The organism is Paenibacillus sp. IITD108, from assembly GCF_036541265.1.
GTDB lineage: Bacteria > Bacillota > Bacilli > Paenibacillales > Paenibacillaceae > Pristimantibacillus.
On sequence record NZ_JAZHCT010000055.1, the window covers coordinates 1 to 24378 of the forward strand.

The 24378-nt window shown below is 43.8% G+C and carries 21 protein-coding genes and 1 riboswitch; of the genes, 10 read left to right on the plus strand and 11 right to left on the minus strand.

Features of this window, described 5'->3' with window-relative positions:
* Positions 1-335, plus strand: a 335-nt coding sequence (locus V1L65_RS27355; RefSeq protein ID WP_331702499.1) for a hypothetical protein, incomplete at its 5' end; no start/stop codon positions are given.
* Between the two features lie 578 nt (positions 336-913).
* Here V1L65_RS27355 and pdxR read toward each other — a convergent pair.
* Positions 914-2353, minus strand: coding sequence for a MocR-like pyridoxine biosynthesis transcription factor PdxR (gene pdxR / locus V1L65_RS27360; RefSeq protein WP_331702500.1), 1440 nt, complete (start codon positions 2351-2353; stop codon positions 914-916).
* Between the two features lie 122 nt (positions 2354-2475).
* Here pdxR and V1L65_RS27365 point away from each other — a divergent pair, with 122 nt between their 5' ends.
* A complete protein-coding gene (locus V1L65_RS27365; RefSeq protein WP_331702501.1) occupies positions 2476-3438 on the plus strand; it encodes a proline dehydrogenase family protein in 963 nt (320 codons plus the stop codon).
* Between the two features lie 451 nt (positions 3439-3889).
* Here the strand turns inward: V1L65_RS27365 and V1L65_RS27370 are convergent, their stop codons facing one another.
* From V1L65_RS27370 to V1L65_RS27390, 5 genes are all read right to left on the minus strand, one after another.
* Positions 3890-5389 carry an S-layer homology domain-containing protein gene (locus tag V1L65_RS27370; protein WP_331702502.1) on the minus strand — a complete coding sequence of 500 codons (1500 nt, stop codon included), beginning with the start codon at positions 5387-5389 and terminating at the stop codon, positions 3890-3892.
* Positions 5390-5544: 155 nt separating this feature from the next.
* Complete coding sequence (locus V1L65_RS27375) at positions 5545-6237, minus strand: response regulator transcription factor (protein ID WP_331702503.1); 693 nt, start codon at positions 6235-6237, stop codon at positions 5545-5547.
* Between the two features lie 6 nt (positions 6238-6243).
* Positions 6244-7719, minus strand: a complete 1476-nt coding sequence (locus V1L65_RS27380) for a sensor histidine kinase (protein ID WP_331702504.1) — start codon at positions 7717-7719, stop codon at positions 6244-6246.
* 48 nt (positions 7720-7767) lie between these two features.
* Positions 7768-8499, minus strand: a complete 732-nt coding sequence (locus V1L65_RS27385; RefSeq protein ID WP_331702505.1) for an ankyrin repeat domain-containing protein — start codon at positions 8497-8499, stop codon at positions 7768-7770.
* Between the two features lie 278 nt (positions 8500-8777).
* Positions 8778-9077, minus strand: coding sequence for a hypothetical protein (locus tag V1L65_RS27390; RefSeq protein WP_442955725.1), 300 nt, complete (start codon positions 9075-9077; stop codon positions 8778-8780).
* A 78-nt stretch (positions 9078-9155) separates the two neighbouring features.
* Positions 9156-9347: riboswitch (cyclic di-AMP (ydaO/yuaA leader) on the minus strand.
* A gap of 246 nt (positions 9348-9593) precedes the next feature.
* Here V1L65_RS27390 and V1L65_RS27395 point away from each other — a divergent pair.
* Together V1L65_RS27395 and V1L65_RS27400 are read left to right on the plus strand one after the other, a co-directional pair.
* Positions 9594-10121: a hypothetical protein gene (locus tag V1L65_RS27395; protein WP_331702506.1), complete on the plus strand. Its 528-nt coding sequence runs from the start codon at positions 9594-9596 to the stop codon at positions 10119-10121.
* 74 nt (positions 10122-10195) lie between these two features.
* Positions 10196-10666 (plus strand): DinB family protein, encoded by a 471-nt coding sequence (locus tag V1L65_RS27400; protein ID WP_331702507.1) that lies wholly within the window; start codon positions 10196-10198, stop codon positions 10664-10666.
* Positions 10667-10784: 118 nt separating this feature from the next.
* On the opposite strand, the gene V1L65_RS27405 is transcribed toward V1L65_RS27400, so the two are convergent.
* Positions 10785-11003, minus strand: a complete 219-nt coding sequence (locus V1L65_RS27405) for a hypothetical protein (RefSeq protein ID WP_331702508.1) — start codon at positions 11001-11003, stop codon at positions 10785-10787.
* A 457-nt stretch (positions 11004-11460) separates the two neighbouring features.
* Here V1L65_RS27405 and V1L65_RS27410 point away from each other — a divergent pair, with 457 nt between their 5' ends.
* From V1L65_RS27410 to V1L65_RS27425, 4 genes are all read left to right on the plus strand, one after another.
* On the plus strand, positions 11461-11964 hold the full coding sequence (locus V1L65_RS27410) for an RNA polymerase sigma factor (protein WP_331702509.1): 504 nt from the start codon (positions 11461-11463) through the stop codon (positions 11962-11964).
* Positions 11961-13790, plus strand: coding sequence for a TolB family protein (locus V1L65_RS27415; protein WP_331702510.1), 1830 nt, complete (start codon positions 11961-11963; stop codon positions 13788-13790). Before V1L65_RS27410 ends, V1L65_RS27415 begins: the two co-directional genes overlap by 4 nt.
* 133 nt (positions 13791-13923) lie before the next feature.
* Positions 13924-14451, plus strand: a complete 528-nt coding sequence (locus V1L65_RS27420) for an RNA polymerase sigma factor (protein ID WP_331702511.1) — start codon at positions 13924-13926, stop codon at positions 14449-14451.
* Positions 14452-15864: an FG-GAP repeat protein gene (locus V1L65_RS27425; protein WP_331702512.1), complete on the plus strand. Its 1413-nt coding sequence runs from the start codon at positions 14452-14454 to the stop codon at positions 15862-15864. It abuts the gene before it with no gap.
* A gap of 1197 nt (positions 15865-17061) precedes the next feature.
* Here the strand turns inward: V1L65_RS27425 and V1L65_RS27430 are convergent.
* Positions 17062-20223: a hybrid sensor histidine kinase/response regulator gene (locus tag V1L65_RS27430; protein WP_331702513.1), complete on the minus strand. Its 3162-nt coding sequence runs from the start codon at positions 20221-20223 to the stop codon at positions 17062-17064.
* A 154-nt stretch (positions 20224-20377) separates the two neighbouring features.
* Here V1L65_RS27430 and V1L65_RS27435 point away from each other — a divergent pair, with 154 nt between their 5' ends.
* Both V1L65_RS27435 and V1L65_RS27440 read left to right on the plus strand, forming a co-directional pair.
* Positions 20378-20986: an RNA polymerase sigma factor gene (locus V1L65_RS27435; protein ID WP_331702514.1), complete on the plus strand. Its 609-nt coding sequence runs from the start codon at positions 20378-20380 to the stop codon at positions 20984-20986.
* Positions 20931-21776: a hypothetical protein gene (locus V1L65_RS27440; protein ID WP_331702515.1), complete on the plus strand. Its 846-nt coding sequence runs from the start codon at positions 20931-20933 to the stop codon at positions 21774-21776. The genes V1L65_RS27435 and V1L65_RS27440 overlap by 56 nt, the downstream gene beginning before the upstream one ends.
* A gap of 99 nt (positions 21777-21875) precedes the next feature.
* On the opposite strand, the gene V1L65_RS27445 is transcribed toward V1L65_RS27440, so the two are convergent.
* The 3 genes from V1L65_RS27445 to V1L65_RS27455 form a co-directional block, all read right to left on the minus strand.
* Positions 21876-22949, minus strand: coding sequence for an ankyrin repeat domain-containing protein (locus V1L65_RS27445; protein ID WP_331702516.1), 1074 nt, complete (start codon positions 22947-22949; stop codon positions 21876-21878).
* A gap of 267 nt (positions 22950-23216) precedes the next feature.
* Positions 23217-23660 carry a carboxymuconolactone decarboxylase family protein gene (locus V1L65_RS27450; RefSeq protein WP_331702521.1) on the minus strand — a complete coding sequence of 148 codons (444 nt, stop codon included), beginning with the start codon at positions 23658-23660 and terminating at the stop codon, positions 23217-23219.
* 62 nt (positions 23661-23722) lie between these two features.
* A complete protein-coding gene (locus tag V1L65_RS27455) occupies positions 23723-24211 on the minus strand; it encodes an RrF2 family transcriptional regulator (protein ID WP_331702517.1) in 489 nt (162 codons plus the stop codon).
* Between the last annotated feature and the right edge of the window lie 167 nt (positions 24212-24378).

Below are 24378 nucleotides of genomic sequence, written 5' to 3' on the forward strand. Positions count from 1 at the left end.
TAGTTATTGCACCAATAGACCTAAAGCGGAGCGCTCGAGAAGCTGTCCATTATGTAACGAATCTTCAAGACGCTATTTCACATAAAATGTGCCTTTTGAAATTCTTACGAATCGTAGAGGCGCTATCTGTGAACAAATGCTCATTTAGGCAGCGTTTTACAGCCAATAAGCATGCTACGATTCGTTACATTTTTAAAACAAGCTTTTTTGGTGTAATAACGTTACCAGGGAGACTGTCGATTCATTGTGGGCAACTATTGATAAGCAATGAGAAAGGGGAAACGGAGAGCAAGAATGGGAATGGAGAAGCGGTAGCGTCCGCATTTGTAGGCTAATTTTTTGCTTTACAGGCATTATTTATTCATGAAAATTAGACTACAACAGCGGTCGGAACCCCAAATCTTGTTAATCGACACCCTCCCAGGATTCGTTAGGGTTTCCAAACGAGTTTTTCAACAGCCTGCGAAAGTGCAGGATTTTTTCGGGATAGAGGGCTATTTTAGTGAAAGTCCTGCGATTCTGCAGCATTTTCCACTAATTTCGGTTAAAAAGTAACTTAGTGCACAAATATCCTGTACAACCGCATCATTTTTCAATAGACACTCCGGAACTGAAAAAAATGATGTACTTCAGCATCATTTATATGAGTTTAGCTTGATTCAGCAGTTGGTACGAGTCGTGCCTGGTACGATTAGCAAGTAGTGTGAGTCGTGTAGGTGCGCTTAGCATACAAATGGAGTCGTGGTGCGATCGGTGCGATTAGCAAATGTTCGAGTCCTGTTTGGTGCGATTATGTACGAGTCGTGCCAGGTGCGCTTAGCATTTAGCAATTAGCAGCGAGTCTTGCTCGATGCGATTATCAGTAGTCCCGCTTAATGCATTTAGCAATTAGTATGAGTCTCCCCCTGCTAGATCAGCCCTTCTCTTTCTCCAATAGGGGCAATAAAGCTGAAGCCAGCCTTTGAACGCCTTCTTCAATCTTATCCTCCGACAAGTTGCCAAAGCCCAATACAATCCGATTACGCTGTGCGTCCTTGTTAATGGCGTGGAGTTCAACGGGATATACTTTGACGCCGTTCTTCTCTAAGGTTTCACATAAGCCGCTGTTGAATGCAATGTCAGGAAATTCAGCAATGAAATGAAGCCCCGTCGAATAGCCCGATAGATGAACAGATGGACTGAAGTGGCTCACGAGCGACTTCATCAAGCAATCTCTTCTTCTGCGATAGAGCTTTTTCATTTTTGCAACATGGCGGTCCAAATGGCCTTCATCTATGAAGCGGGCAAGTATTAATTGTTCGAAGGAAGGGGTGTGCAGGTCGGTTAGCCACTTCAGTTTGCGAGCTTTTGAGATCAAGCTTTGCGGCAGTATTAAATAACCCATCCGTAATGACGGTGATAAAATTTTGCTAAATGTTCCGATATAGATGACCTTATCCGGTTCCAAGCCTTGCATTGAGCTTACAGGCGGACTTTCATAACGGAATTCACTGTCGTAGTTATCCTCAACAATATAGCAGCCTGTCGTTCTTGCATACTGAATTAATTGAACGCGGCGTTGAATGGGCAGAATGCCTCCCAGCGGATACTGATGAGAAGGAGTCACATAGACATAGCTTGGCTGTTTATCATAGGGAAGCAGGCTGGTCATCATGCCGTGCTCGTCGACAGGAATAGGAAGCAGCGTTGTGCCTGGTACGGAAAACATCGTTTGGATTTCATGAGTAATGGGATCTTCAATTATGGCTTTCGTGTCCTCTGACAAAAATAGCTTTGCAATAAGCGATAGCGCTTGTGTAGCTCCGGTCGTAATCAATAACTGTTCGGGATGGCATATCACCCCTCTAGTTCGGCGCAAATACCGTGCCAGAACGGCTCTAAGCTCTGCCCGGCCTTCAGGCCTGCCATACCCGACAGCCGAATCGGGTCCATGCAAATATACTTGCTCAGCAAGCTTGCTCCATATTTTTCGCGGGAAAAGGTCCAGGGCTGGAATGCCGGGGCGAAAATCAATCCATTCTGAAGGAGGCGATTCCATTAAAGCAGAAACGTCAAATTCAGTCTGCCTGATGCTGTTCAACACTTCTAAATCCACTAAACCTTCCAAATAGGTTCCCTCTGCGATAAAGGTTCCCGAACCTTGCCTGCCTTCAATAAATCCTTCCGCAAACAGCTGTTCATAAGCTTCGACAACGATATTACGCGATACAGACAAGCTGGCCGCCAGTTCTCGAGTGCTCGGAATTTGTTCGCCGCTGCGCAGCTCGCCCTGCAGTATTTTACTCCGAAAATGCTCATAAATTTGCCTATAAAGCGGCACGCCTGATGCCCGATTGATTTGTACCCATGTCATCCTTTATTCCGTCCCTTATAAAAGTGGTACCCCTAAATTTATCAATTAGTGGTCCTATTATAAACCATATTAACACGATACATTAGAAACTGTAAGTTTACGTAGTCGTGGAGGGATGCTGGATGAAAGAGCTTGAGTGGGCCGCTTTGGCTTCCAATATGCTTAAGAGGATAGCTAGAAGGGAAGACATCAGAGCATATGTGGAGCAATCGAAGGAGCTTTATCCGATTTTATTTCGAGCAGCTCAGAGGTTTATAGCAGGAGAAAGCAAGGAAACTGCGGTAGCGGAAGCTGAGGAGCTGATCTCGAAGGGATATGCGGTGTCTTTGGAGTATATTGGGGAAAATACGCGTACCATGCAAGAGTGCGAGCTTGCCAAAGCGGAGTTTATACACTTAATTCGATCAGCTGGTGCTGCTGGTATACAAACAACGATCTCTTTGGATCTGTCACATATCGGTTTGGAGGTAGATTCAGAATTTGCTTACGGGCAGCTTATTGAACTGGCAAAAGAGGCGGCGCAGTATCGAATGAACATTATGATAAGCGCAGAGGAGTCGGCGAAAACGGATAGAATTCTTCAATTATATAGACGAAGCAGCGAAGCCTGCTCCAACATTGGCATTACCTTGCAGGCGCATTTGCATCGTACCTTGCAAGATTTCAATGAAATAGCAGAATGCACTGGACCTGTCAGAATCGTGAAAGGGGCGTTTAAAGAACCGGAACAAATGGCATTGCCCAGATCAGAGGAACTGAATAACAGGTATCTTCATTTGACGGAAACGATTCTTTCTGCCGGGCGTTCCTTGTCCATCGCAACGCATGACGAATCCATTATTGAGGAAGTCCAGAAGCGCGGTTACTTGGACAGGTCAAATGTGCAAATGGAAATGCTGTATGGCATTCGGCCAGAGAAGCTAAAACAGCTTAAAAAAGTCGGATACAAGACGCAGGTGTATGTTCCGTATGGACGGGAGTGGCACTTATATTTTTGTCATCGATTAGCGGAATACCCGCCGAATATTTATAAGGCAATAGCTGATATGGCTGAGCTGCAAAAGGCGAAGGAGTCTGATTATTAAGTTAAGGCGAGAAAAGGAGCAGCTTCGTATTAGACGTTTGAAACTCTAACGAATGCTAATAAACAGAGACTGTCGATTAATTGTGAGCAACGATTGATAAGCAATAAGAAAGGGGAACGAAGAGCAAGATTGGGAATGGAGAAGCGGCAGCGTCCGCCTTTGTAGGCCAATTTTATCCTCTACAGGGGTTATTTAATTGCAAAAATTGGACTACAACAGCGGTCGGAATCCCAACCTTGATCGCAGTGGCCCCCTTTCTATTGCTTGTTGCTCTATCCACAATTAATCGACAGTCTCATACGATGCGTTACAATTACAAAAGGAGCATTTTATGCGAAATAGCGCCCCCAGGCTTCGTTACAGAAGGAACGGTTTACCGATCTCTCCGCCTAAGCCTGTTAACTGGCTATTAAAAAGGAGCAGCCTCATAAAAGACTGCTCCTTTAGCCTATTATTTCACGCTTAGCACTACTTCATTAGCAGTTGCCCAGCTGCCTACAGGCGTAATCTCATAGCTGACGCCATCGGCAAGCTTGCCATCGTTTTGAAGTTCGAATACGCCAACGGCGCCTTTGCGGGTTTGTACTTTGTATTGCGCAGTTAATGTCGTGCCGTCAGAGCCCTTCAACTGAATGGAACGATAAGCGAATAGCTCGTCTCCAGGATCGGCAGTCAACGCCACGTTCAGGGTAGCGGCATCAACTTTCGTTACGGAAGCAATTTCAAGCGGAGCTATCGTTTGTGCTGTGAACGTATTGCTCTTAACCTCGAACCAGTCAGAAGTTACTGTATATTTCACACCCGGTTGCAAAGTTGTACCTGCAGGCAGGCGGAATTTTGGCTCCTGCTTGCCATCTGTCGATTGTGTGAACCCAACATAGCTGACGGTGATCGGCTCGCCGCCTTCAGGTGTCAGAGTCGCTTGTCTTGTAGCAAGGGAAGGGATAATTTGCATTTCCTGCCCATTCCATTTATTGTTCTCATCGAGTACAACTGCATTAGCGCCCCGTCCGCCTGCATAGGCTGAAATCAAATAACCATAATCGATAACGCCGTCTGCGCGGAAGGAGTCAACCTCGAAAGTATCCGCAGTAACCTGACGAACGCCGCTAAGCTGAATCAGCTCATCACTTGCTTTAGCGGAATGCTCGCCGTTCCCTTTATAGTTGGTTGTATAAGTCGTGCCTGGTGTCATAGTTTGAACCGGTACAATATAAGTGGAGATTGCGCCCGTTTTTAGACGAGGCTGATTGACAAGCTTCAAATTATGATCAAATGCAAAGTTCGCATTTGCAGCATCTGTCGTTTCATCCGCTATCGTTAGCGGCGCAGTGAATACGACCTCAAAAGCTACTTTATTAAGCGCCTTGATCGATACGATCTCAGCATCAGCTGATCGGATCGCTTTTTGCGACAATACGAGAAGCTGCGCTGTTTGGCCGCGCGTAAGCTTTTTGTCGTTTATTTGAAGACCATCCATCCAATATTGGACCGATTTTACATCTCGCTGCAGCGCTTTGGCGATGAAGGATGCGGCATCTGCAATTTCAGCAGGCTTGTTAGGCTGGAAATCCTTCGTATTTTCTATCAGTCCAGCGGCTGCCGCTGTTTCTACATAAGAGGTATACCATTTTTCCTTCTTGCCTTCATTTTGTTTCGCAGCGCCATCCTTGTCGAGCTCAAGCGCAAGCACAATCATTTTAACCAGTTCGGCATTGGTAACGTGCTTCTCTGCACGCATTGTTCCGTCATCATAGCCTTTAAGCACTTGCTGGCTTACCAGCTGCTGGATTGCTTGGTCAACCTGCTGGTTGAAATATGAAGCCGCCGGCTGTGTGATGCTGGTTGTCGACAGCGATGCCGCCTTGACGTTCTGGATGGGCAGCAATGCGCCTCCGCTTATAAGTACTGACAGAGCTACGATAGCTGCTTTTTGATTCATCATCTTCATTGCTCATCTTCCTTTTCTTTTAGAGTGTGTTTCGTTCATAAATCAATCTTAAACGACAGCTCTAAACGGGCCGAAAAGAAAGTATAAACATTTTATAAATGGCGGCATAACTTTGTACAAAGCGGAGCGTTGCAGCTTGCGGCAATCCATCGCATTCAGACTGTAAAGCGGTAGCCGGCTCCCCAGACCGTTTCGATAAATTGCGGATTGGAGGGATCGGCTTCGATTTTTTCGCGAATCCGCGAAATATGAACCGTTACGGTAGCGATATCGCCATTGGATTCCAGTCCCCAAAGCCTTTCAAACAGCTGGTCCTTGCTGAATACACGGTTTGGATGTGTAGCCATAAATACGAGCACTTCAAATTCCTTGGCTGTAAGCATAACCTCCTTGTCATGCACGAATACGCGATGGGAGGACGGCTGAATGTTCAGCTCGCGAATTTGTATGCTGTCTGATTCTTTGGGCTGCTTGTCAATCATAAAGCGTTCATAACGAGCCAGATGTGCTTTTGCTCTGGCCACCAGCTCATTAGGACTGAATGGCTTAGTTACAAAATCGTCTGCGCCCAGACCGAAGCCGCGGATTTTGTCCAGCTCTTCTTTTTTGGCAGATACGATAAGAATTGGCACATCAAGCTTTCCTCTAATTGTCTTGCATATTTCAAAACCATCCATCCCCGGCAGCTGGAGATCGAGAATAATCAAATCGAATTGACCGCTTAACGCTCTTTCAAGCCCCGTGTTGCCGTCAAGACTAATTTCCGCCTCGTAGCCATGCAATGCAAAATAGTCTTTTTGCAGCTCAGCAATATAAGGGTCGTCCTCTATTATCAAAATCTGCTTCATCTGCTATCACCGACGATCTATTGATATTTTTAAAGTAAAGGTAATGCGTGTTCCTCGTCCAAGCTGGCTGCTTGCCCAAATCGTCCCGCCGTGGCCTTCAATAATTTGCTCGGCAATGGCAAGCCCAAGACCACTTCCGCTGGCTGTGCTTTGATTGCGGGAAGGCTCAGCGCGATAAAAACGCTCGAAAATATGAGGCAGGGAATGCTGATCAATGCCAGGTCCGTTGTCTTCTACATATATAATAGCCTGCTGTTCTTGGCGCTCTAGTCCAATTGTAATTTTTTTCGGAGTCTGCACCATATATTTGATGCTATTATCGAGCAAATTAATAACAACGCGCTTCAGCTTCTCATGGTCAGCGAGTACGAATAGCGGCCCTTGTAAGGCTTCATCCCACCGCAGCTCTACCTGATGGTTATCAAATTCAATAGCCATTTCATCCGCGATATGATGCAGGAAAGGGCTAAGCTCTAGCTGCTCAAAAGAAAAAGGCTCTTTCTTGAGGTCCAGCTTGGAATAGAACAGAAGCTCGTCGACTAGCCGTTCCATATCGGTAGCGCGAGTATGAATCGCGCGAACATATTGCTGCAGCTTTTCCTCCGTATTCGTCACGCCATCGCGAATGCCTTCAGAATAGCCTTTAATTGTTGTTATAGGCGTACGCAAATCATGCGAAATGTTGGAGAGCAGCTGCTTGCGGTTTTCTTCGTAGCGAAGCTGCAGCTGAATCGAGTCGTAAAGCTTCTGCCGCATTTGATCAAAGGTTTGCACTAATTGCCCAACCTCATCCTTGGAGCCGGACTTTAGCTGGAAGGTCAAATCACCGCTTTTAATATGCTCAGCCGATTGTCTTAGCTCGTCGAGCGGCTTAATAATTTTGCGTGTAACATACCGATAAAGCAGGAAGCCTGTAAGCAATAATATAATAATAAATATGCCAATCAGCAAAGGAAGCAGAGTACGCACCATTTCAGCAAAAGGACTTCTTTCACGAATGACAAAAATGCTGCCTTTATCGCTTGTTTCAGGAGAAAAGTGAAAATCAAATTTTGAATAGGAGAAAAAGCGGCTGCCGATATTCATCGTGTTGCGAATCGTATTGTTGCCCATATCATACTTTGGCAAAATAGATGAAAGATCAACCCCTTCAAGCGCTGGAGCGACAAAAAGAAGCTGGTCGTTTTCGCGAATTACGAGAAAGGCCTGCACCATTTTCAACTGGAAATTGTATTCCTCCAGCAGCACTTGATTTTTCAATTGAAGGGGGTCATGCTTTGCTAAATATTTAAGATCAAGAAATAAGCTCTCTTCTTCCTCCGACAAAGGATGCAGCGAATAATGAATCGTATAAAAGCTGCGAATGCTGCGGAAATCACCAGTTACGGCAACAGAGAGCAGATAGGCGGACAGTATGAATAAAATGACGGATACGATTACGACGGAAGTAAAAGAGAGCAGCAGTCTAAAGCGAATGGACAAGTTGTCACCACCACTTTCATTAATGTAGGCTTTTGTTGCCTCATTACGCTATTCGCCGCCGGCTGCTTCCAATGCCTGCACCATTTCGCTATAGCCTAACCGCTTGGCATGCTGCAGCGGAGTAACACCTTCAGAGTCGGCTATATTGACATCAGCACCATACTCGATCAGCAAATTCACAATTTGCTGATGTCTGGTTCCGCCATTGCCGAGCAGAACAGCTTCCAGCAGCGCTGTCCAGCCCAGATTGTTAATATGATCAATATTGACATCAGACGTTTTTAGCAGCTCCTTGACGATATCGACATGACCGCGATCAGCGGCAGGGATTAAAGCTGTACCGCCAAAGCGGTTTGTCAGCTTTGTATCTGCTCCTGCGGCAACAGCTGCGCGCACGAAATCAAGCAAGCCCTCAGCGCCGGCATAAAGAAGCGGATTATCGGAGCGATTATCGCGAATATTAATATCAGCGCCTTTATCGATAAGCCATTGGAACAAATCTAGCTCGTTCGTATGGACAGCGATCATGGCAGCCGTTCTGCCGCGGTTGTCAACAGCGTTGATATTTGCGCCTTGCTCAAGCAGCACCGCCATTTCTTCTTTTTTGTTATGCTCTGCGGCCTGCAAAAATTCAATGTTTAATTTATCCATATTCTCCTCCAATGCCTGTTCTGTTTTTTGTGGATTGTTTTTATTATTATTTTGATTGAAGTTGGTTTGACAGCCTGATTGCGTAAGCAGCACCAGTCCTATAATAAGTATTATTGTTGATCGAAGCATCGCTTATCCGTCCTCCTGTCCTCGTATTATAGCAGGTAAAATTTTGTTATTATTTCATCATAGCAAAAAAAAATAAATAGTCCGCAAACATGATATTAAAAAAGTATAAACAAACAAGGATAAACGGCTCCGCCGTCCTTGAAAAATTGATTTATAGGTGAAAACTTATGTTTTCCTATATTAAAAAAAGAGCATGCTGCCCGCTGTGGACAACCTGCTCCTTGCTTAAAATGATGTGCTAACATAAATGCTTATAAATTTTTCTTTTTCAAAAACTGTTATTCGACACCATCCCGAAAATGCTTGACGTAATTTTTATCGCCAATATGCTTCAAATCATCAATCGTATTTTCCAGGGTAGTAATAAGCTGTTCTTTCATATACCGGATGGTTTCGTAAAAAAGAATCTCCTGCTCGCCGACAGGCTTGCTGCCATAAATAGCTTGAACGGCAACCAGCTTGCGGTGCTGATCCTCGAATTGCTCCAATGATTCGTATACATGTTTGGCATATAGAGCAATATCTTTGTTTTTATAAGGAATTTCACTTTGCAAATGCTCGATTCGGTTATGCATCACGGACATCACGCGCCTTTCAACTCGATTTTTAGCTTTAGCTGAAGGAACAGTCAGGTCTATGCTTTCATCATAACAATCATCCTCTCTCTGCAACGCTTACGGAGTTAGCTGACGGATTAGGGCAGTGAGATTGCCCCTCCCATGACTTGCCTTGCTTGATTCTGGCAAGCATGCAGGATTCACCCCGGTAGATAATGGCGGACACCGGATGGTGCAAGCTGTTATCGGATGGTTCCTCCGTTCCTGTATAGGATTCAGCGGTTAGGAGTAAAATTGTGAACATGGTTTGAATCGCTTTTGAAGATAAATTGTATGATACGCTTGCTTGTAAAAGTTGTAAAATAACAAAAAAAGTCATAGCTTTGCATGGAGCAGCATTTGCTTGTAATGTAACCGTAAAGACAAGCTATTTTCTTAATTTTTTAAAAGAATAGTCCCGTATGCTTTCATTTTCATTTTTTCGCCTATAAAATGATGGATAAATAAACCTTAGATAAACTGCAAGGGAGATGTAAAATGTTTGATCCAACTGTATTTGATAATTTAAAAATAGCTTTCGAAAACGAACTGTATGATTTGGATAATTTGAATCAGTACATTTTAGTTTCCGATCGAAAGGATACGGTCGAGCTGTCGGTGATGGGACGCGAGTTCAAGCTCAAATTTCATCTGGTCAAGCAGCCTAATATTAGTGCAGAGGTTAGGCTGCATGCTTCTCTGAATAATTTGGCTGCGGAAATATTGGAGCAGGAGGGTGCCAATCCTGGTTGTTCCTTGTCGATTTATTTTTATTTGACGGTTATGGATGAACAGACAGCGTGCAGCCAAATAGAAAAGATTTTGCGGGAAATTTGGGATCCGGCTGTAACTTTGCAGCAAACGCTAAGCTATACGTACGGTACACAAACCGCAGGCTGGAGCAATGTTGTCGAATTGAACTTTATTAGACAGATTAATGAAGAGCAGATGGGCGATATTTCAGAGCTGGTGCAATATATGCTTGAATCGTTAGAAAAGCTTGATGCTAATACTATTAATTTATAAGCTGCTATAGATTTGATATTCGCCTATAAGTTCGTTAATATAGAAATAGAACATAGAAGATGGAGGTTTAAATTATGTATCGTACAGTGGCAGATTTTATAGAAGAATGGTCAGCTTCGGCTGCAGGCACGCTTTCTGTGTTTCAAGCAATTTCCGACGATAAAATGGATGTTGCAATAGCGGAAGGACATAATTCCCTCGGCTGGCTGGCTTGGCATTTGGTAGGCTCCGCAGGCGTGTTTGGCCAACTATCTGGGTTGGATGTGCCGGGTCTAGGCAAAGGAACTCCAGTACCGGCTTCGATGACTGAGGTTATCGCCAAGTATAATGAAGTAATTGCGGCATACAGCGAAGCTGCGAAGAGCTTGACGGATGAGCAATTGCTTGAGGAAATCAATGGCTTTGGCAACCCTCTTCCGCGCGGCAAGTTTTTGCGTATTATGGTTGATCACCAGACACACCACAGAGGTCAAATGACGGTGCTGCTGCGTCAGGCAGGCTTGTCTGTTCCAGGTGTCATGGGACCAACTAAAGAAATGCAATAATCTTTAATCTGCTCAATGTTTAATGATAATAAGCAGTCTGTTTGCCGCAATCGAGATGATTGCTGCGGACAGGCTGCTTTTTTTGAATGGATCCTGATGATGTGGACTCTGATGACCATTAGCGCTTATTATTTGCCAATTTCCACGTTGTAGCGGACAAAATTGAGACTGTTGATTCATTGTGGATAATTGCAACAAACAAAAGAAAGGGGGGCACTGCGATCAAGATTGGGATTCCGACCGCTGTTGTACGCCAGTCCCAATCTTGCTCACAGATGGTCACACGTTCCGTTATTTGCTTAAAAAACGCTATTTTCTCAATTTCGCGGTCACTCATTCCGCTATTCGGCTTCGAATGGGGCACTTTTTGCGATTTTTAGATCAATAACGGAACGTCTGTCACTTTGCCGCCTCAAAACTACGATTTTAGGCGTAATAACGGAACGACTGACCATCTAGCGAAGTTGTCGATTCCTTGCAGAATGAAGACGCTTGGCTTTTTTCAAATATAGGAAAGTATAAGTTTTCAACTATAAATCAATTTTTCAATTGGCTCTGCCTATTAAGAAATTGATTTCAACCTGTTTCCTATATTTCATCGGTAAACCGCCTCCTTCATCTAAGCAAAGGACGGCTAAGCCGTTTATCCTCAGTGAATGGTTACTGCACTGTCCAATTATAATTTTGCTTTTGCCAAAATTTAAATTAGTATGATGAATAGTATTGTTTTTAATGAGCGGTGTGTTACTTTTTCGGTACTTTATCGTTACTATTTGCAGGGAGGAGGAGCGAGGATGAACGATCCTTTTATAGTGATGTATGATCGTTATTTTGATGATATTTATCGCTTTGTCTGGTATAAGACGGGAAACAAATGGGATACGGATGATCTCGTCGCAGATATATTCAGAAAAGCTCTGCAAAGCTTTGATACGGTAAGGCTGAAGGAGGAGCAGCAGAAGCGCTGGCTTGTTGCGATAGCCCGCAATACGGTTATTGATTACTACCGCAAGCGCAAGGAAGTTGTATACGGGCACGACCCTGAGGTTTTCGGATATGTGCAAACGGCGGAGCTGCTGGATTCGATTGATTTGCGGCAGGATTGCTTGAAGCTGTCTCTTCAGTCGCTTAGTGTCGAGGAGCAGGAAATTATTAATTTAAAGTATATGACGGGCTTAAAGTATGCGGAAATAGGCGAAATAGTGGGCAAGGCAGAGGCCTGGCTCAAAATGAAGGTGCATCGAATGAAGCAAAAGCTGGCCAAGTTCATCACGGAATGTATGGAGGTGCAGCAATGAATGATAAGCAGTGGGAGGAGTATATGGAGGAAGTAAAGTCAAAGCTTCCTGTAAATCAGCAGCTGAAGGATGAGCTCAGGCAATCGCTTATAAAGCAGCGGGGCAGACGGGGCTTTCGATATTGGAAGCCTGTTAGCCTGGTATCAGCTTTGCTTGCCGTCGTAATATTCAGTATGGTGTGGCTTGGCAGCCCTTCCGTACAAAAAATCGAGGCGAGCTCGCTTCATTTTAATCAATCCTTCTCTTTATTGGAGCAGCTTGGGGAAGAAATAAGCTCAGGCATTGCGGAGTATAAAGGTGTCATTTATGTGCCTATGCAGGAGAAGGGATTATACAAATATGATCATAAAAGCTATTCAAAGCTAATAGACGGCAATATTACGTTTACTCGTGTTTCTCCTGATGGCACTAAGCTAGTTTATGTGCAGGACGGCAGCCTGTATTTATTTTATATTAAAAATAACAGCAGCGAGCTGCTGCTGGAGAAGGCAAGCGCCGACGAGCCGCTGAGTGCTCCGGCATGGTCTGAAGCAGGCACGCATATCCTATTTGCCCGTGCTGGAGAAGTTGCCGAAATCAGCTTAAAAGCCAAAACGGTTAACCCGATTGCAGAAGGGGCATATCCTGCTTATTTGGATGGCAGAAAGAAGGTTATTTTTGAGCGCGATGGACAGATCATTGAAAGAGTATTAAGCAGCGGCAACGAGCAGGTACGTACTAGCGGCAAGTATCCAGCTGTATCGCCTGACGGCTCGTATATTGCTTTTATTCAAACGGATGAAGCTGCGCAGATGGAGGATGTATGGATTGCCGATTCAGATTGGCAGACGAGAAAGCAGGTAAGCCGCAACCAGATGTCGGATGCCTGGGATAGAAAGACAGGGGAAATGATAGAAGGAAAGCAGCAGCCTAAATATACGTTCGAAGAGCCTGTATGGAGCAGCGACAGCGACAGGCTGATGCTCTATAAAGTGTTCCATACGAATGTGGTATGGAAGAAGCTTACGCAATTTTCAGTTTCGGAAAAACCAGCCTCTCCAGAGGAGGTTGTAGCCGGATCCATCGAAGCTTTGATTTATCGGGATGAGGATTTCGCCCATAGCTTTTTTAGCTATGATCCAGGTTATTTGAAGGGTACGAGCCCGCGCCAGGTAGGCTATCGTATTTTGAGAAGCGGGATGGAAAACGGCAAACGTTATGTGGATGCAGAAACTTATCTGTCTTATCAAGATCCGTATTATCAAATTGATACGACTCGTTACTTGCTGTCTGAAACGGATAGAGGCTACTTGATTGATGAGATGGTGGAAATAAGCAGTCAGGCTGTTCAGCTTTCAGCAGAAGGAGTCGAGCTAATTACTGATGATGGTGCAGGAGAGAAGCTGTTTGCTTTGCCTTCTATCCCATCTGAGGAGGGGTGGAATAATGGTGAAGTCCATAGTTTGGTGTATATGACTGAAACTAGAACGCTGTATTTTACCATGGACCGGAAGCAAGGGGATCGCTATAAGTTGATGTTGTTTAAGTATGAGCGGGACAGCGGCAAGTTCGAAGAGTTAATTGAACTGGGTGCGGAGCAGCATTCCAGCTTAATGATTGCCGATCCTGGTCAAACCTATATTGCAGTTGAGATGGAGGTTAATGGACGCAATGATGTCGTTGTGTATGATGCAGAAAAGCGAAGCCTTACAACGATGTCCGAGCATGTATTAGGCGAGCAGCCGCTAGAGCTGCATACGCGTTTCTGGAAGGAAGGCGAATTGACTTACTATGCGGCAATGGACAACAGAGATGTATTTTTCCGATACAAGCCAATGTCGAAGTAAGGCAAGAGGTTCAAGCGGTGCAGGGATAGTTCCTGCATCGCTTTTTTTAATTTCGGTCTTCTGCATAAATTTTCAAAAGTAGGGAACCGGGAGCGGTTGAGCGAAGTCTATATGAGTAGGAGGTGACATTTAGATGCACGATTTGCATTATCAATATGTATCTCAGCTTAGTACGGAAGATATGAGAGCAATTATGGATCAATATGGAGATGATGTATGGCAGTATGCTTATTTTCTTACTAAAAAGCCGGATATGGCTGATGATATTGCGCAAGAGGTATTTATAAAAGCCTATCAGTCCATTCATGCATTTCGTGGTGAATCTTCTCTGAAAACATGGCTGCTTAAAATAACGAAAAATACATCGATTTCACTTATGAAGCGGGCGTATTTTAAATATCATGTGCTTACTCATTTCATTAAGCCTGCTGGCGAGCATCCTTCGGCGGAAGCAAGTGTAATGGAGAAGGATTTTACGAATAGCGTCTGGGCACAGGTAATGAAGCTGTCGAGCAAATACCGCGAAGTTATCGTACTAAGTGCTCATTATGAAATGTCTACGGAGGAAATAGCCGATATGCTGCAAATTTCGGTAAATACCGTAAAGAGCAGGCTGCATAGAGCGCGCAAGGAGCTGCGAATAAGGATGAAAGGAGTGTAAATGATGACTAATATAGACAAAGAGCAGGATCGCATCGATAAAATGCTAAAAGAAAGACCATTCAGCAAACGGCAATTTGATCAAAAGCTGCAGCAGCAGGTGCTTCAGGCGATATCAGAGCCAAAGCGGCGAACAAAGCGGACTCGAGGTTGGCTTGCACCCGTCATGCTCGCTTTAATATGTGTAGCGGGTATAGGCCTGTTAGCTTCGCCGCTAAATCTCGGCAAAGGCCCGCAGCAGCCGGGAACGATTACAGCTCCGCCAAGCACAAGCCCGGAAGTTACTCCAACCCCAACAGTGAATGAACAGGACAATGAGCAAACTTTAGCGCAAACTGACAATGGACAATATCGGCTTTATGTAGATCCTCGCGCTGAAGCTGACGGTCACTACACTGAAATTGCAATTGCCCGCGGTGATGAACAGGTTTATAAATTCGATGGGACATTGTATACAGGCAATTCAGATTTTGCACCAAGCTTGCAGCTTGCAGACTTGAATGGCGATGGTTCGGATGAGCTCGTTGTCCTTTGGGGCTATCCGCTCGCAAACGGCATATGGACGCAGGAAGCGCATGTGCTGAATACGACAGATTGGTCCGAAATACCGATGACACCGATTCAGATGCTGCTGCACCATAATGTGGATTATCAATTTATTCCGCTTGATGATTATGTATGGGTGTCGCTCGATGTAAACGGCTCAAGATATGACAAGGCGCTGGACAACAAAATCGTACAAGGCGAGCTTAGTCTCTCAAGCATTCAATATGCGCTTCGCTACGTGTTGAATAATGACCCAGATAAATTGGTAGTCAGCGCAGATGCTTATATAGGAGATGGGACTAACCTGGTAAGCTTCGGTAACTTCAATATCATGCTTCAATATAATGGAGAGCAGATGGATATGGAGTTTATTAATACATTTGTTCTAACTGAGGATGCTGCTGGAGCCATCCCCTTCTATGCGATGAGTGTTGATGATACGCTAATTCCTCTTTGGGTAAAAGAGCATGAGGCGGACCTTGTAAAGCTGCTTGGAGATCCGATCAATGAAGCGGTCAAGCGGCTCGGAGAAGACGGGGAGGATGCGGGTCCTTTTGCAGGCACTTATGTAAAGGATCTGACTTATGATGGATTAGAGTTGAAGCTGGCATCCGGAGGTGGAGAAGAGTATAGAATAATTGGCATGCGTATAAGCAGCAGTAAGTATGCAACTTCATTAGGCATTAAAGTCGGCGATACAGCCGAGCAAGTAGAAGCGGCCTACCCGTTTATTGAAGTTGCTTTGGATGGGAGAACACCGCCGGGGAATTATGCGTATTCGATTTCTGAGGGCTTGCCGCGAGGCTTGCTGATCGAAATGAAAAATAATAAAGTGGCTGAGCTCTACTTTGAATATTTAATGGATTAAACTAAAAGGGGCGTCCAGAGATCAGTTTGCGCTGATTTGCCGGATAGCCCCTTTTGGCTGATTAAGTAGTTGTTGTCGGAATCGGTCGGCGCCACCTAAAAACGTCACAATGTATATGAAATTTCATACACAATACGCTGAAATGTCTGGAAAAGCACAATTGTATATGAAATATCATACAGAATCGGTCGGCGCTACCTCAAAACGTCACAATGTATATGAAATTTCATACACAATACGCTGAAATGTCCGGAGAAGCACAATTGTATATGAAATATCATACAGAATCGGTCGGTGCTACCTCAAAACGTCACAATGTATATGAAATTTCATACACAATACGCTGAAATGTCCGAAAAAGCACAATTGTATATGAAATATCATACAGAATCGGTCCGCGCTACCTCAAAACGTCTCAATGTATATGAAATTTCATACACAATACGCTGAAATGTCCGGAGAAGCACAATTGTATATGAAATATCATACAGAATCGGTCGGTGCCACCTCAAAACGTCACAATGTATATGAAATTTCATACACAATACGCTGAAATGTCCGGAAAAGCACAAATGTATATGAAATATCATACAGAATCGGTCGGTGCCACCTCAAAACTACCTTTAGCTTGGCGATTTCGCGATATATACGGTATTCAATGGAAGTAGATGTATGAAATCTGGCTGTTGAAAAACCGCAACAAAGTAATTTGCAACAATGGAAAACTCTGTTTAGTGAGGCGGGCACTCCGCGCTTAAGCTAAGTGCATTTCCTGTACTTAGTTTTAAGGAATTTGCCCTTTTTGCGAATCTAAAGGGAAAAACTACAGCTAGTTTGGCACATTTCGCAGTATATAGGGTATTTCGATGAAACTAGATGCATGAAATCCATTTAGAATCTTTTATTCGGCAAAAAAAGAGAATCTAGATGCATAAAATACACTTAGCTGCTGCGAGCTGCCACGATTAAGCTCACCTGCGAGCTGCCACGATTAAGCTCACCTGCGAGCTGCCACGATTAAGCTCACCTGCGAGCTGCCACGATTAAGCTCACCTGCGAGCTGCCGCGACTAAGCTCACCTGCGAGCTGCCACGATTAAGCAACACCTGCGAGCTGCCGCGACTAAGCTCTTCAGCGGGCTGCCAAAACTAAGCTGCTGCGATCTACCAGGACTAAGCTCTCCGCGAGCTGCCGCCACTAAGCCCGCTGCTTTCGCACGACGAAGGAAACGGTTGTGCCATACCCAAGCTTGCTGCTGATTTGCAATCCGCTGCCAAAGTGGCGTTTGAGGCGCAAATGTGTATTTATAAGACCGATGCCGCTATTGCGCTCTGTTGACGGATGGAAAAGCGTGTTCAAAAATTCCTCGCTCATGCCAACACCGTTATCGCTTATCGAGATTTCCACATCGTCGTTGCGATTTTTAATGCGAATATAAATTTTGCCTTCACCCGCCTGCTTCATAATGCCGTGCTTGACAGCATTTTCGACGAGCGGCTGTATAGTAAGTGGCGGAACCATAAACAAACCATGCACATCCACCTCCCAAACAACCTGCAGCCTGTTAAGAAAGCGCTCCTGCTCAATATACAGGTAAGAACGTACAATATTCAGCTCATCGTCGATAGGAATCCATTCATCCATATTTTGAAACGAAAATTTGTCGCGCAAAAACTGACTGAAAGCATCGATTAATTTGCGCATGCGCTCCATATCAATCGTGCTAAGCGCAGCGATTGCATTTAAAGTATTGAATAAAAAATGCGGCTGAATTTGTGCTTGCAGCCAGGCCGCTTCTACTCGCAACCGGTCGCGCGCCGTCTTTCTAACCTGCGTCAAGGCCTGCACTCTTGAACGTAGCTCGGTAGCGTCCACTGGCTTCGTAACATAATCGTTAGCGCCTGCCCGAAAGCCGTTTTTGATGTCCTCGGACCGATTCCGGGCTGTAAGCAGCAATATCGGCAGGTCTGAAACGGAATAGCGTTTTCTAACTTTTCGTGTCAGCTCATATCCGGACATTTGCGGCATCATTACATCAGAAATAATTAAATCCCATTCTTGAATATGAAGCAGGTCCAAAGCTTCTGCCGCGCTGGTCGTAGTAGTAAGCTCATAATGCTCATCGTCAATAATATTGGCCAACACTTTGAGGTTAACCGGATCATCATCAATAATTAAAATACGGCCCCGATCTGCCGAGATTGGCGTGCTGTCCGATTCCCACTCATAGTCCTCATATTCTTCATGTTCCTCATGCTGCTGTTTTAGCTGAATGCTTTCTTTAACCTTTAGCAGCTCATAGTGTTGCGCTTTCGGGCCGTCATAGGCTGCAGCTGCCTGTTGCTGAAAGGCGGAGCCAGACGATTCGTCAGCAAGCTGCAAATCAAAAGTGAAGCAGGAGCCTTGTCCCGGCTCCGTTTCAATATGCAGGCTGCCTCCGTGCAGCTCGGCCAGCTGTTTGCTTATATGAAGGCCTAAGCCAAAGCCGCTGACGTCAGCCGCAGCCGTGCTGCCTTCTTGCTCGTATGGCTCGAACACGCGATCCATTGCTTCTTTATGAATGCCGATCCCAGAGTCTAAAACGGTAATATATGCCCGATTATTTTGAACAAAAGCGCCTATTGAAATTTCTCCTTGAGGCGTGAATTTGATGGCATTATGCAGTAAATTAAATAAAATTTGCACAACCCTTTTCTCGTCTCCGAATACGGGCGGCAAGCTATCCTCAATCTGATTGACCAGTCGAATAGGCCTGGATTCTACCATAAATTGCAGCATATCAATGACCCCATTGGCAACTGATTGAATTTTGAAGGCTTGCATTTGCAGATTGATATGTGAATCCTTCAGCCTGGACATATCGATCAAATCATCCAAAAGCAGCGACATTCTGCGTCCTATTGTCAATACGAGCTCAATATCAAGCGTGCTCTTATGGCTTAATGCGCGCCGTTCCCGTTCCAGCACAGTCTGCGAAATATTAAGAATGCTGTGTAAAGGATTTCTAAGCTCATGTGAGGTTTGGGCTAAAAATTCATCCTTTTGCTTGTCTGATTTTCGCAGCTTTTCGGATAATTGGCCTGCTTCGATCAGCTTCAAGTAGTATCGTCTGAGCCATATCGTAGCGAAGCAAATCGTGGCTACAATTAACTCAAGCGGATAATATAAAATTTTTATTTTTTCCGCAACGATAATCATATACCATATCATGTAATTGGTAACGGAGATGATAGCGAGCAAAAGCCAAATATTAATTTGAACGCCGGAAAAGGCGCTCTTTATCAGTTTAAAGGATACGGATAATAGAATCGTTAATACAATCGGAACATATATAGGCTGAAGCAACTTATATTGCGCGGCTGGTAAAATAAACACAAGACCGATGCTGACCCCGGATAATAGCAGCAGCCATGGATGTATGCGAGTAAATATTTTCGGGGGTATAAAATCATCCAGGCATCGGAAGAGTGCATAGGTTCCAAATATCGTTACCAGCATATTAATGGCAAAGCCTGTATTGAGCTTAATTTGCACTGCAAGCAGCAATATTTTATCTTCGCTGCTCATTAGTATAGCAATGGTGATCACGAAAATAAGCAGGGAAAAATAAAGCAGCTTAACATCCCTGTAGCCAAGAAAATAAAGAATAATAGGATAAATCATATGAATGAGAAAGGCTGCTGCCACAAGCACTTGCATGGCTATTGAAATTTGCGTCTCTTTATATATCGTTAGTTCACTGCCAAGGCGAATAGAACGTATAATGCCGCTGTCACGCGGATCGGTATAATTGGCAGCTTGTATAATAATTTCTACACTTTCCTTGCCTTCCGTATTGAAGGTAACCGTGTAAGGTATGTTATGGGCAATATATTCACTGCTATGCTCCGCCGGCTTTCCCGAGCTGCCCAGTAATCGGCCGTTTACATAAAGCTCGGAGGAGCTTCGCACACTTGGTATGCGAATGCTGTAATTTTGTTCCTTAGCAGGGTCAACTAATAACTGCAGGCGGTAAGAGCCATAGCCGAACGGTGTCGGTTGCTGCTCGGATAAAGAGGAATTCCAGCCGCTGGGCACCTTTATGTAGCCAGACGAGCTAGGACTCTTAACGTCATTCGTCAGCTGTTCTTCTGCCAGCCACCTGTGCGGATAAAATTCCCACTGTCCATCGAGTGTGATGGAGCTTTTGGAATCAGCACTGTAATTCCGCAAATCTAAGACACCGTTTATTGCGTCGGGATAGTCTGAGCCATTAAACGTATCGATCCATATAATGCGCAAGCCGGTTAACATAGCAATAAATGCAAGGCTAATAATAGGAATTTTCCATTTGTGCAAAAGTGGCTTGTTGCTCGGCATGATACTGTCCTCCAGTTTTCCCTGATGATTTTCATTGTATAGTAATAAATGATAGATTCAAGAGAAATAACCAAAATAATGGCAGTGAACATGTCACAATAATGATTTTTGATTGTTATATAGGTAAGAAATAGGAAGGGAGGAGGAGAGCGCGGTGGAATACAGCACAGAGCAGCTGGTGAAAAGTGTACAGGACGGCAATAGGGCGCTATATGCCAAGCTAATTCAGCAATATCAGCAGCAATTGTATGTTTATTGCTATCAGCTGCTGCTGCAGCGCGAGGAAGCCGAGGATGCCGTTCAAGACGTATTTATTAAAGCCTATGAAAAGCTGCATCAATACACTAGCGGGCAATCATTTTCAGCGTGGTTGTACAGAATAGCTTACAATCATTGCATGAATATGCTGAAGCGGCAGTCGCGCATGAAATGGATCAGTATTTTAACAGCACCACTAAAGGATCAGCAGCATGTGGAGGACGGCTATGCAAAAGTAAAACAGAGCGAGCTTCGAACGTTAAGCGAACGGGCGCTGTTGAGGCTGCCGCCTCAAGATCGCGCTTTAATCGTGCTTCGAGTCGTTCAGGAAAAGTCGTATGAGGAAATTCAAGAGGTAATTCCGATAGCAACGGCATTGCTGCGAAAAAAGGTAGAAAGAGCTAAAAAAAAGCTGAGAAATATATGGCTAGAGCTGGAGGGAAATGATCATGAGTACGAACAAAAACTTCATCAAGGAGCTGAATGCAAGCATGCAAGATTGTAATTTACCGCAAATTGATGTAACAGATAAAGTGATGCAGGCTATATCGGGGACAACGGTTAGAAAATATAAGAGCTGGCTGGCAATAAGTATGGCCGCGACTGTTATACTTGCTAGCGGCTTTGGGTATGCGGCTTCCTCCTGGAAATTGTTTGGCGGCGATGGCTCTGTTGTGCTGGAGTATCAATCTTTTTTGCCAAATGATCAGCCAGTTGATGTAACGATCGATTTGCTGCAATATATTCCGGAAGGAGAAGCAGCATTATTCTATTTTAAGGATAGCGGCAGCTTTATTTCACAGGTTAATGAAAAAGTTGTCACCCGGGCTGATGAGCTTGTAACAGCGGGTGTGGTGCCTGAACCGCGTGCCGACTTGAGTCAAGGGTATACATTTTTGAATGGGAAGCTGATTCATAATATAGAGCCTTCGCCGCAAATGATGGAGGAACTGGTGCAAAAAGCGAGCCAATCCAATGAGGAGTTCGTATTTGATTTATTAGCTCATAGCGGTACGATCGGCTATTTTGCAACCTACCAAAATGCTGAAGGACTGACCGTTACGCTCGACAGCTTGGAGGGAGAGCGCTGGAAAACAATTTTTACGGATAATATGGATCACATTAAGGAAAAACTTCAGTTTGCCGATGGAACAGAAGCACTTTATATAGAAGATGCTGCAGGCAAACAGCGCATAGAGTGGATGTCTGAAGCAAATGGCCAGCTCGTTTATTATCGTTTGCAATCAGATGTTGCGACAAAGGAGCAATTGATACAATTGGCAGAGGGTATATAAGTAACTTTTGGCACGGATTGCAGCGGCTCTTTCCTCAAACGGGGAAAGAGCCTTTTTATAACTATCGTTCCCGTTCGTTAAGCGCTCCTTATGCTTAATTCAATCAAGATCTTCGATAGGATTGTACTCCTCGTCAATAATTAAATCTATGTACTTTTCAGGTGACTTTCTAAACGCTTTCCAAGTCACTTTATTTAATAATGCAAGTGTCTCATGTTCAACGTCATATGTACCAAGGGTCTTCACTGATGGTATCCAAACCAGCATTCCGTATGAACTATATCCTTCCGTTTCTGACAACAGATTAATAAGACGAAGTCCTCTGAAGGTAAACTCCGTAACATCATAAATAGAGCAGTAGGTAATATAATTGACGTATTCAGAGTTAGGCAGGTCCACTTTCTGTCTTTCTTCCCCAAGATCTAGAATGATACCATTTGGAAGCATCATACGCTTAAGTTCTTCAATTTTTGCATCATAGTTATGTAAATCTGCCGGTTCATATTTTGAAATGAGATCTGCAATCTCCTCGTTACCATTAACCCTTGCGACATGAAAGGCTCTTTCTCCATAGTGATTTTTTAGCCTGGTGTCAGCACCTGCTTCTAGCAAATAAAGTACTACTGAGTATTGCCTATAGGCAGCATTATGAAGAGGACTATCGGAGAGATCTGGATGGCCATTGAAACTTTGATAGTTAATGTCCGCACCAGCATCGATTAATAGTTTTACTATAGCTAGATTGCCATTAGATGCAGCTATTTGTAGTGCTGTTCCACCATGAAGTTTTAAATCAATCCCAGTATCTAACAAGAATTGAGCGGTTTTCATATCGTTGTCATACGCAGCAGACCATAAAGCGGATACCCCAGTATGAGTTACAGCGTTTATATCGGCTCCTCTATCAAGAACATATTGCATTTCCTCAATATTTCCACGTTTTGCTGCCATAACAATAGAAGGATGGCCGGGATAGTTTAAGCTCTCCCCAGAATCTATTAATAGTTTCACGATAGCAAAGTCATATTCACCGCGGTGAGACCATGCACGATCAAGGTATGTCCCATGCCCCGGTATAGGTGTAAGATCAAAGCCATTTGAAAGAAGTGATTTTACGGCTTCAAAATCATTTCGTTTTAAAGCAGCGTCCATTAAGGGATCAAAATATTTCATTACGCCCACCTCGGTCAAAGAATTTTTTATAATATTCACAGTTTTCATATGAAGAATTCTAATAATATTAATGTCGGTAAAAATAATTGGAAATTTTAGGACATGCTGCAAACAAAAAAGAACTAACGTCATTGTCGCCGGTTGTTTGATCCCATACGGATTATCGTTCCAGAAGCTCTAGGTTCTAAAAATAAGCAGCGGCAGCCTTGGACTGGTAAATAAAGTACTAGACTGCCGCTTGCTGATTGAGCTAACGTATCCGTTAGTTCAATCCATACGTGGTAATACTCTTGTTGAAATAGCAATTCTGTTGAACGCATTTATTGTAATGATGGACATGATAAGCTGTGCAATTTCTTCTTCGTTAAAATGTTTCTCTACTTCATTGTAAATATCATCAGGAACTTGCTCTTTATTAATAAGTGTTATAGCTTCAGTTAAAGCTAAAACTGATTTTTCTGTTTCGGTAAAAAAGTTCGATTCTTTCCAAGCGCTTAGTGCGTAAATCCGTTGTTCTGTTTCACCTTTTTTTCTGGCATCTTTGGTGTGTAAATCGATGCAATACGCACATCCGTTGATTTGGGAAGCCCTTATTTTAATTAACTCCTGTAAAGATTTATCGATAGAGGAATTGGACACAACATCATTCAAATTAACCACAGCTTGATATGCTTTCGGATAAACCTTTCCCATCAAAAATCGTGTTTTCATCATTATTCTCTCCTTAAAAACATAATTGTAGATATACTTTGTCTATAATCAAGACAAAAAAATTATTGCCGTTGATTAAACCATTCGATTGTTTTTTCCAATCTTTCTTTTGGCAACTCATGATCTAAAGTTTCTCTAAGCCATAATAAAGTCTTCCCCTTAAAGTAATCCTGCATCATTTTTTCTCCTTCTAGCATGGTAACGTTAATCCGGCATGGCAGGGAAGTTGCGCAACCTGCTTCATTGTTAATAATGCAATTGCCGATTATATTGCGGCATTCAAATACAGGCTTTTGTCCTTCCACAGCCTGAATAACGTCCCAAAAAGATATGCTTTGAGGAGACTTCGTTAATTCATAGCCGCCTTTGACCCCAGGAATCGAATTTAGAATTTTGGCTTTGACAAGTTTGGTGAAAATTTTCGAAAGGTAGCTTTCTGAAACCCCCTGAAATTTTGCCAGATCTTTAATCCTTATCGGCTCTGCAGAATTACTACCGATAAAGTAAACAAGACAATGAAGAGCATACTCTACACCAACACCATATTGCATTTTTCTCACCTCTAATTATAGACAACCCTTATCTATAATATACGATGAGTTAACGATTAAACACAAGTGTTTTCATTTACCAACGATTATAGGAAATGACGTCAAAAATTTTGGGTGAAAATATTCCTCTTGAATGGTCGAAATCGTACACGTTTTTTAATGGCAGC

Excerpts from the sequence above, each read along its gene's own strand:
- V1L65_RS27445 (WP_331702516.1), bottom strand. The coding sequence starts at position 22,949 with ATGAAATATTTTGATCCCTTAATGGACGCTGCTTTAAAACGAAATGAT.
- V1L65_RS27405 (WP_331702508.1), bottom strand. The coding sequence starts at position 11,003 with ATGAGTGACCGCGAAATTGAGAAAATAGCGTTTTTTAAGCAAATAACG.
- V1L65_RS27385 (WP_331702505.1), bottom strand. The coding sequence starts at position 8,499 with ATGCTTCGATCAACAATAATACTTATTATAGGACTGGTGCTGCTTACG.
- V1L65_RS27430 (WP_331702513.1), bottom strand. The coding sequence starts at position 20,223 with ATGCCGAGCAACAAGCCACTTTTGCACAAATGGAAAATTCCTATTATT.
- V1L65_RS27410 (WP_331702509.1), top strand. The coding sequence starts at position 11,461 with ATGAACGATCCTTTTATAGTGATGTATGATCGTTATTTTGATGATATT.
- V1L65_RS27365 (WP_331702501.1), top strand. The coding sequence starts at position 2,476 with ATGAAAGAGCTTGAGTGGGCCGCTTTGGCTTCCAATATGCTTAAGAGG.
- V1L65_RS27400 (WP_331702507.1), top strand. The coding sequence starts at position 10,196 with ATGTATCGTACAGTGGCAGATTTTATAGAAGAATGGTCAGCTTCGGCT.
- V1L65_RS27375 (WP_331702503.1), bottom strand. The coding sequence starts at position 6,237 with ATGAAGCAGATTTTGATAATAGAGGACGACCCTTATATTGCTGAGCTG.
- V1L65_RS27455 (WP_331702517.1), bottom strand. The coding sequence starts at position 24,211 with ATGCAATATGGTGTTGGTGTAGAGTATGCTCTTCATTGTCTTGTTTAC.
- V1L65_RS27395 (WP_331702506.1), top strand. The coding sequence starts at position 9,594 with ATGTTTGATCCAACTGTATTTGATAATTTAAAAATAGCTTTCGAAAAC.
- V1L65_RS27370 (WP_331702502.1), bottom strand. The coding sequence starts at position 5,389 with ATGAAGATGATGAATCAAAAAGCAGCTATCGTAGCTCTGTCAGTACTT.
- V1L65_RS27450 (WP_331702521.1), bottom strand. The coding sequence starts at position 23,660 with ATGAAAACACGATTTTTGATGGGAAAGGTTTATCCGAAAGCATATCAA.
- V1L65_RS27415 (WP_331702510.1), top strand. The coding sequence starts at position 11,961 with ATGAATGATAAGCAGTGGGAGGAGTATATGGAGGAAGTAAAGTCAAAG.
- V1L65_RS27420 (WP_331702511.1), top strand. The coding sequence starts at position 13,924 with ATGCACGATTTGCATTATCAATATGTATCTCAGCTTAGTACGGAAGAT.
- V1L65_RS27425 (WP_331702512.1), top strand. The coding sequence starts at position 14,452 with ATGATGACTAATATAGACAAAGAGCAGGATCGCATCGATAAAATGCTA.
- V1L65_RS27440 (WP_331702515.1), top strand. The coding sequence starts at position 20,931 with ATGAGTACGAACAAAAACTTCATCAAGGAGCTGAATGCAAGCATGCAA.
- pdxR (WP_331702500.1), bottom strand. The coding sequence starts at position 2,353 with ATGACATGGGTACAAATCAATCGGGCATCAGGCGTGCCGCTTTATAGG.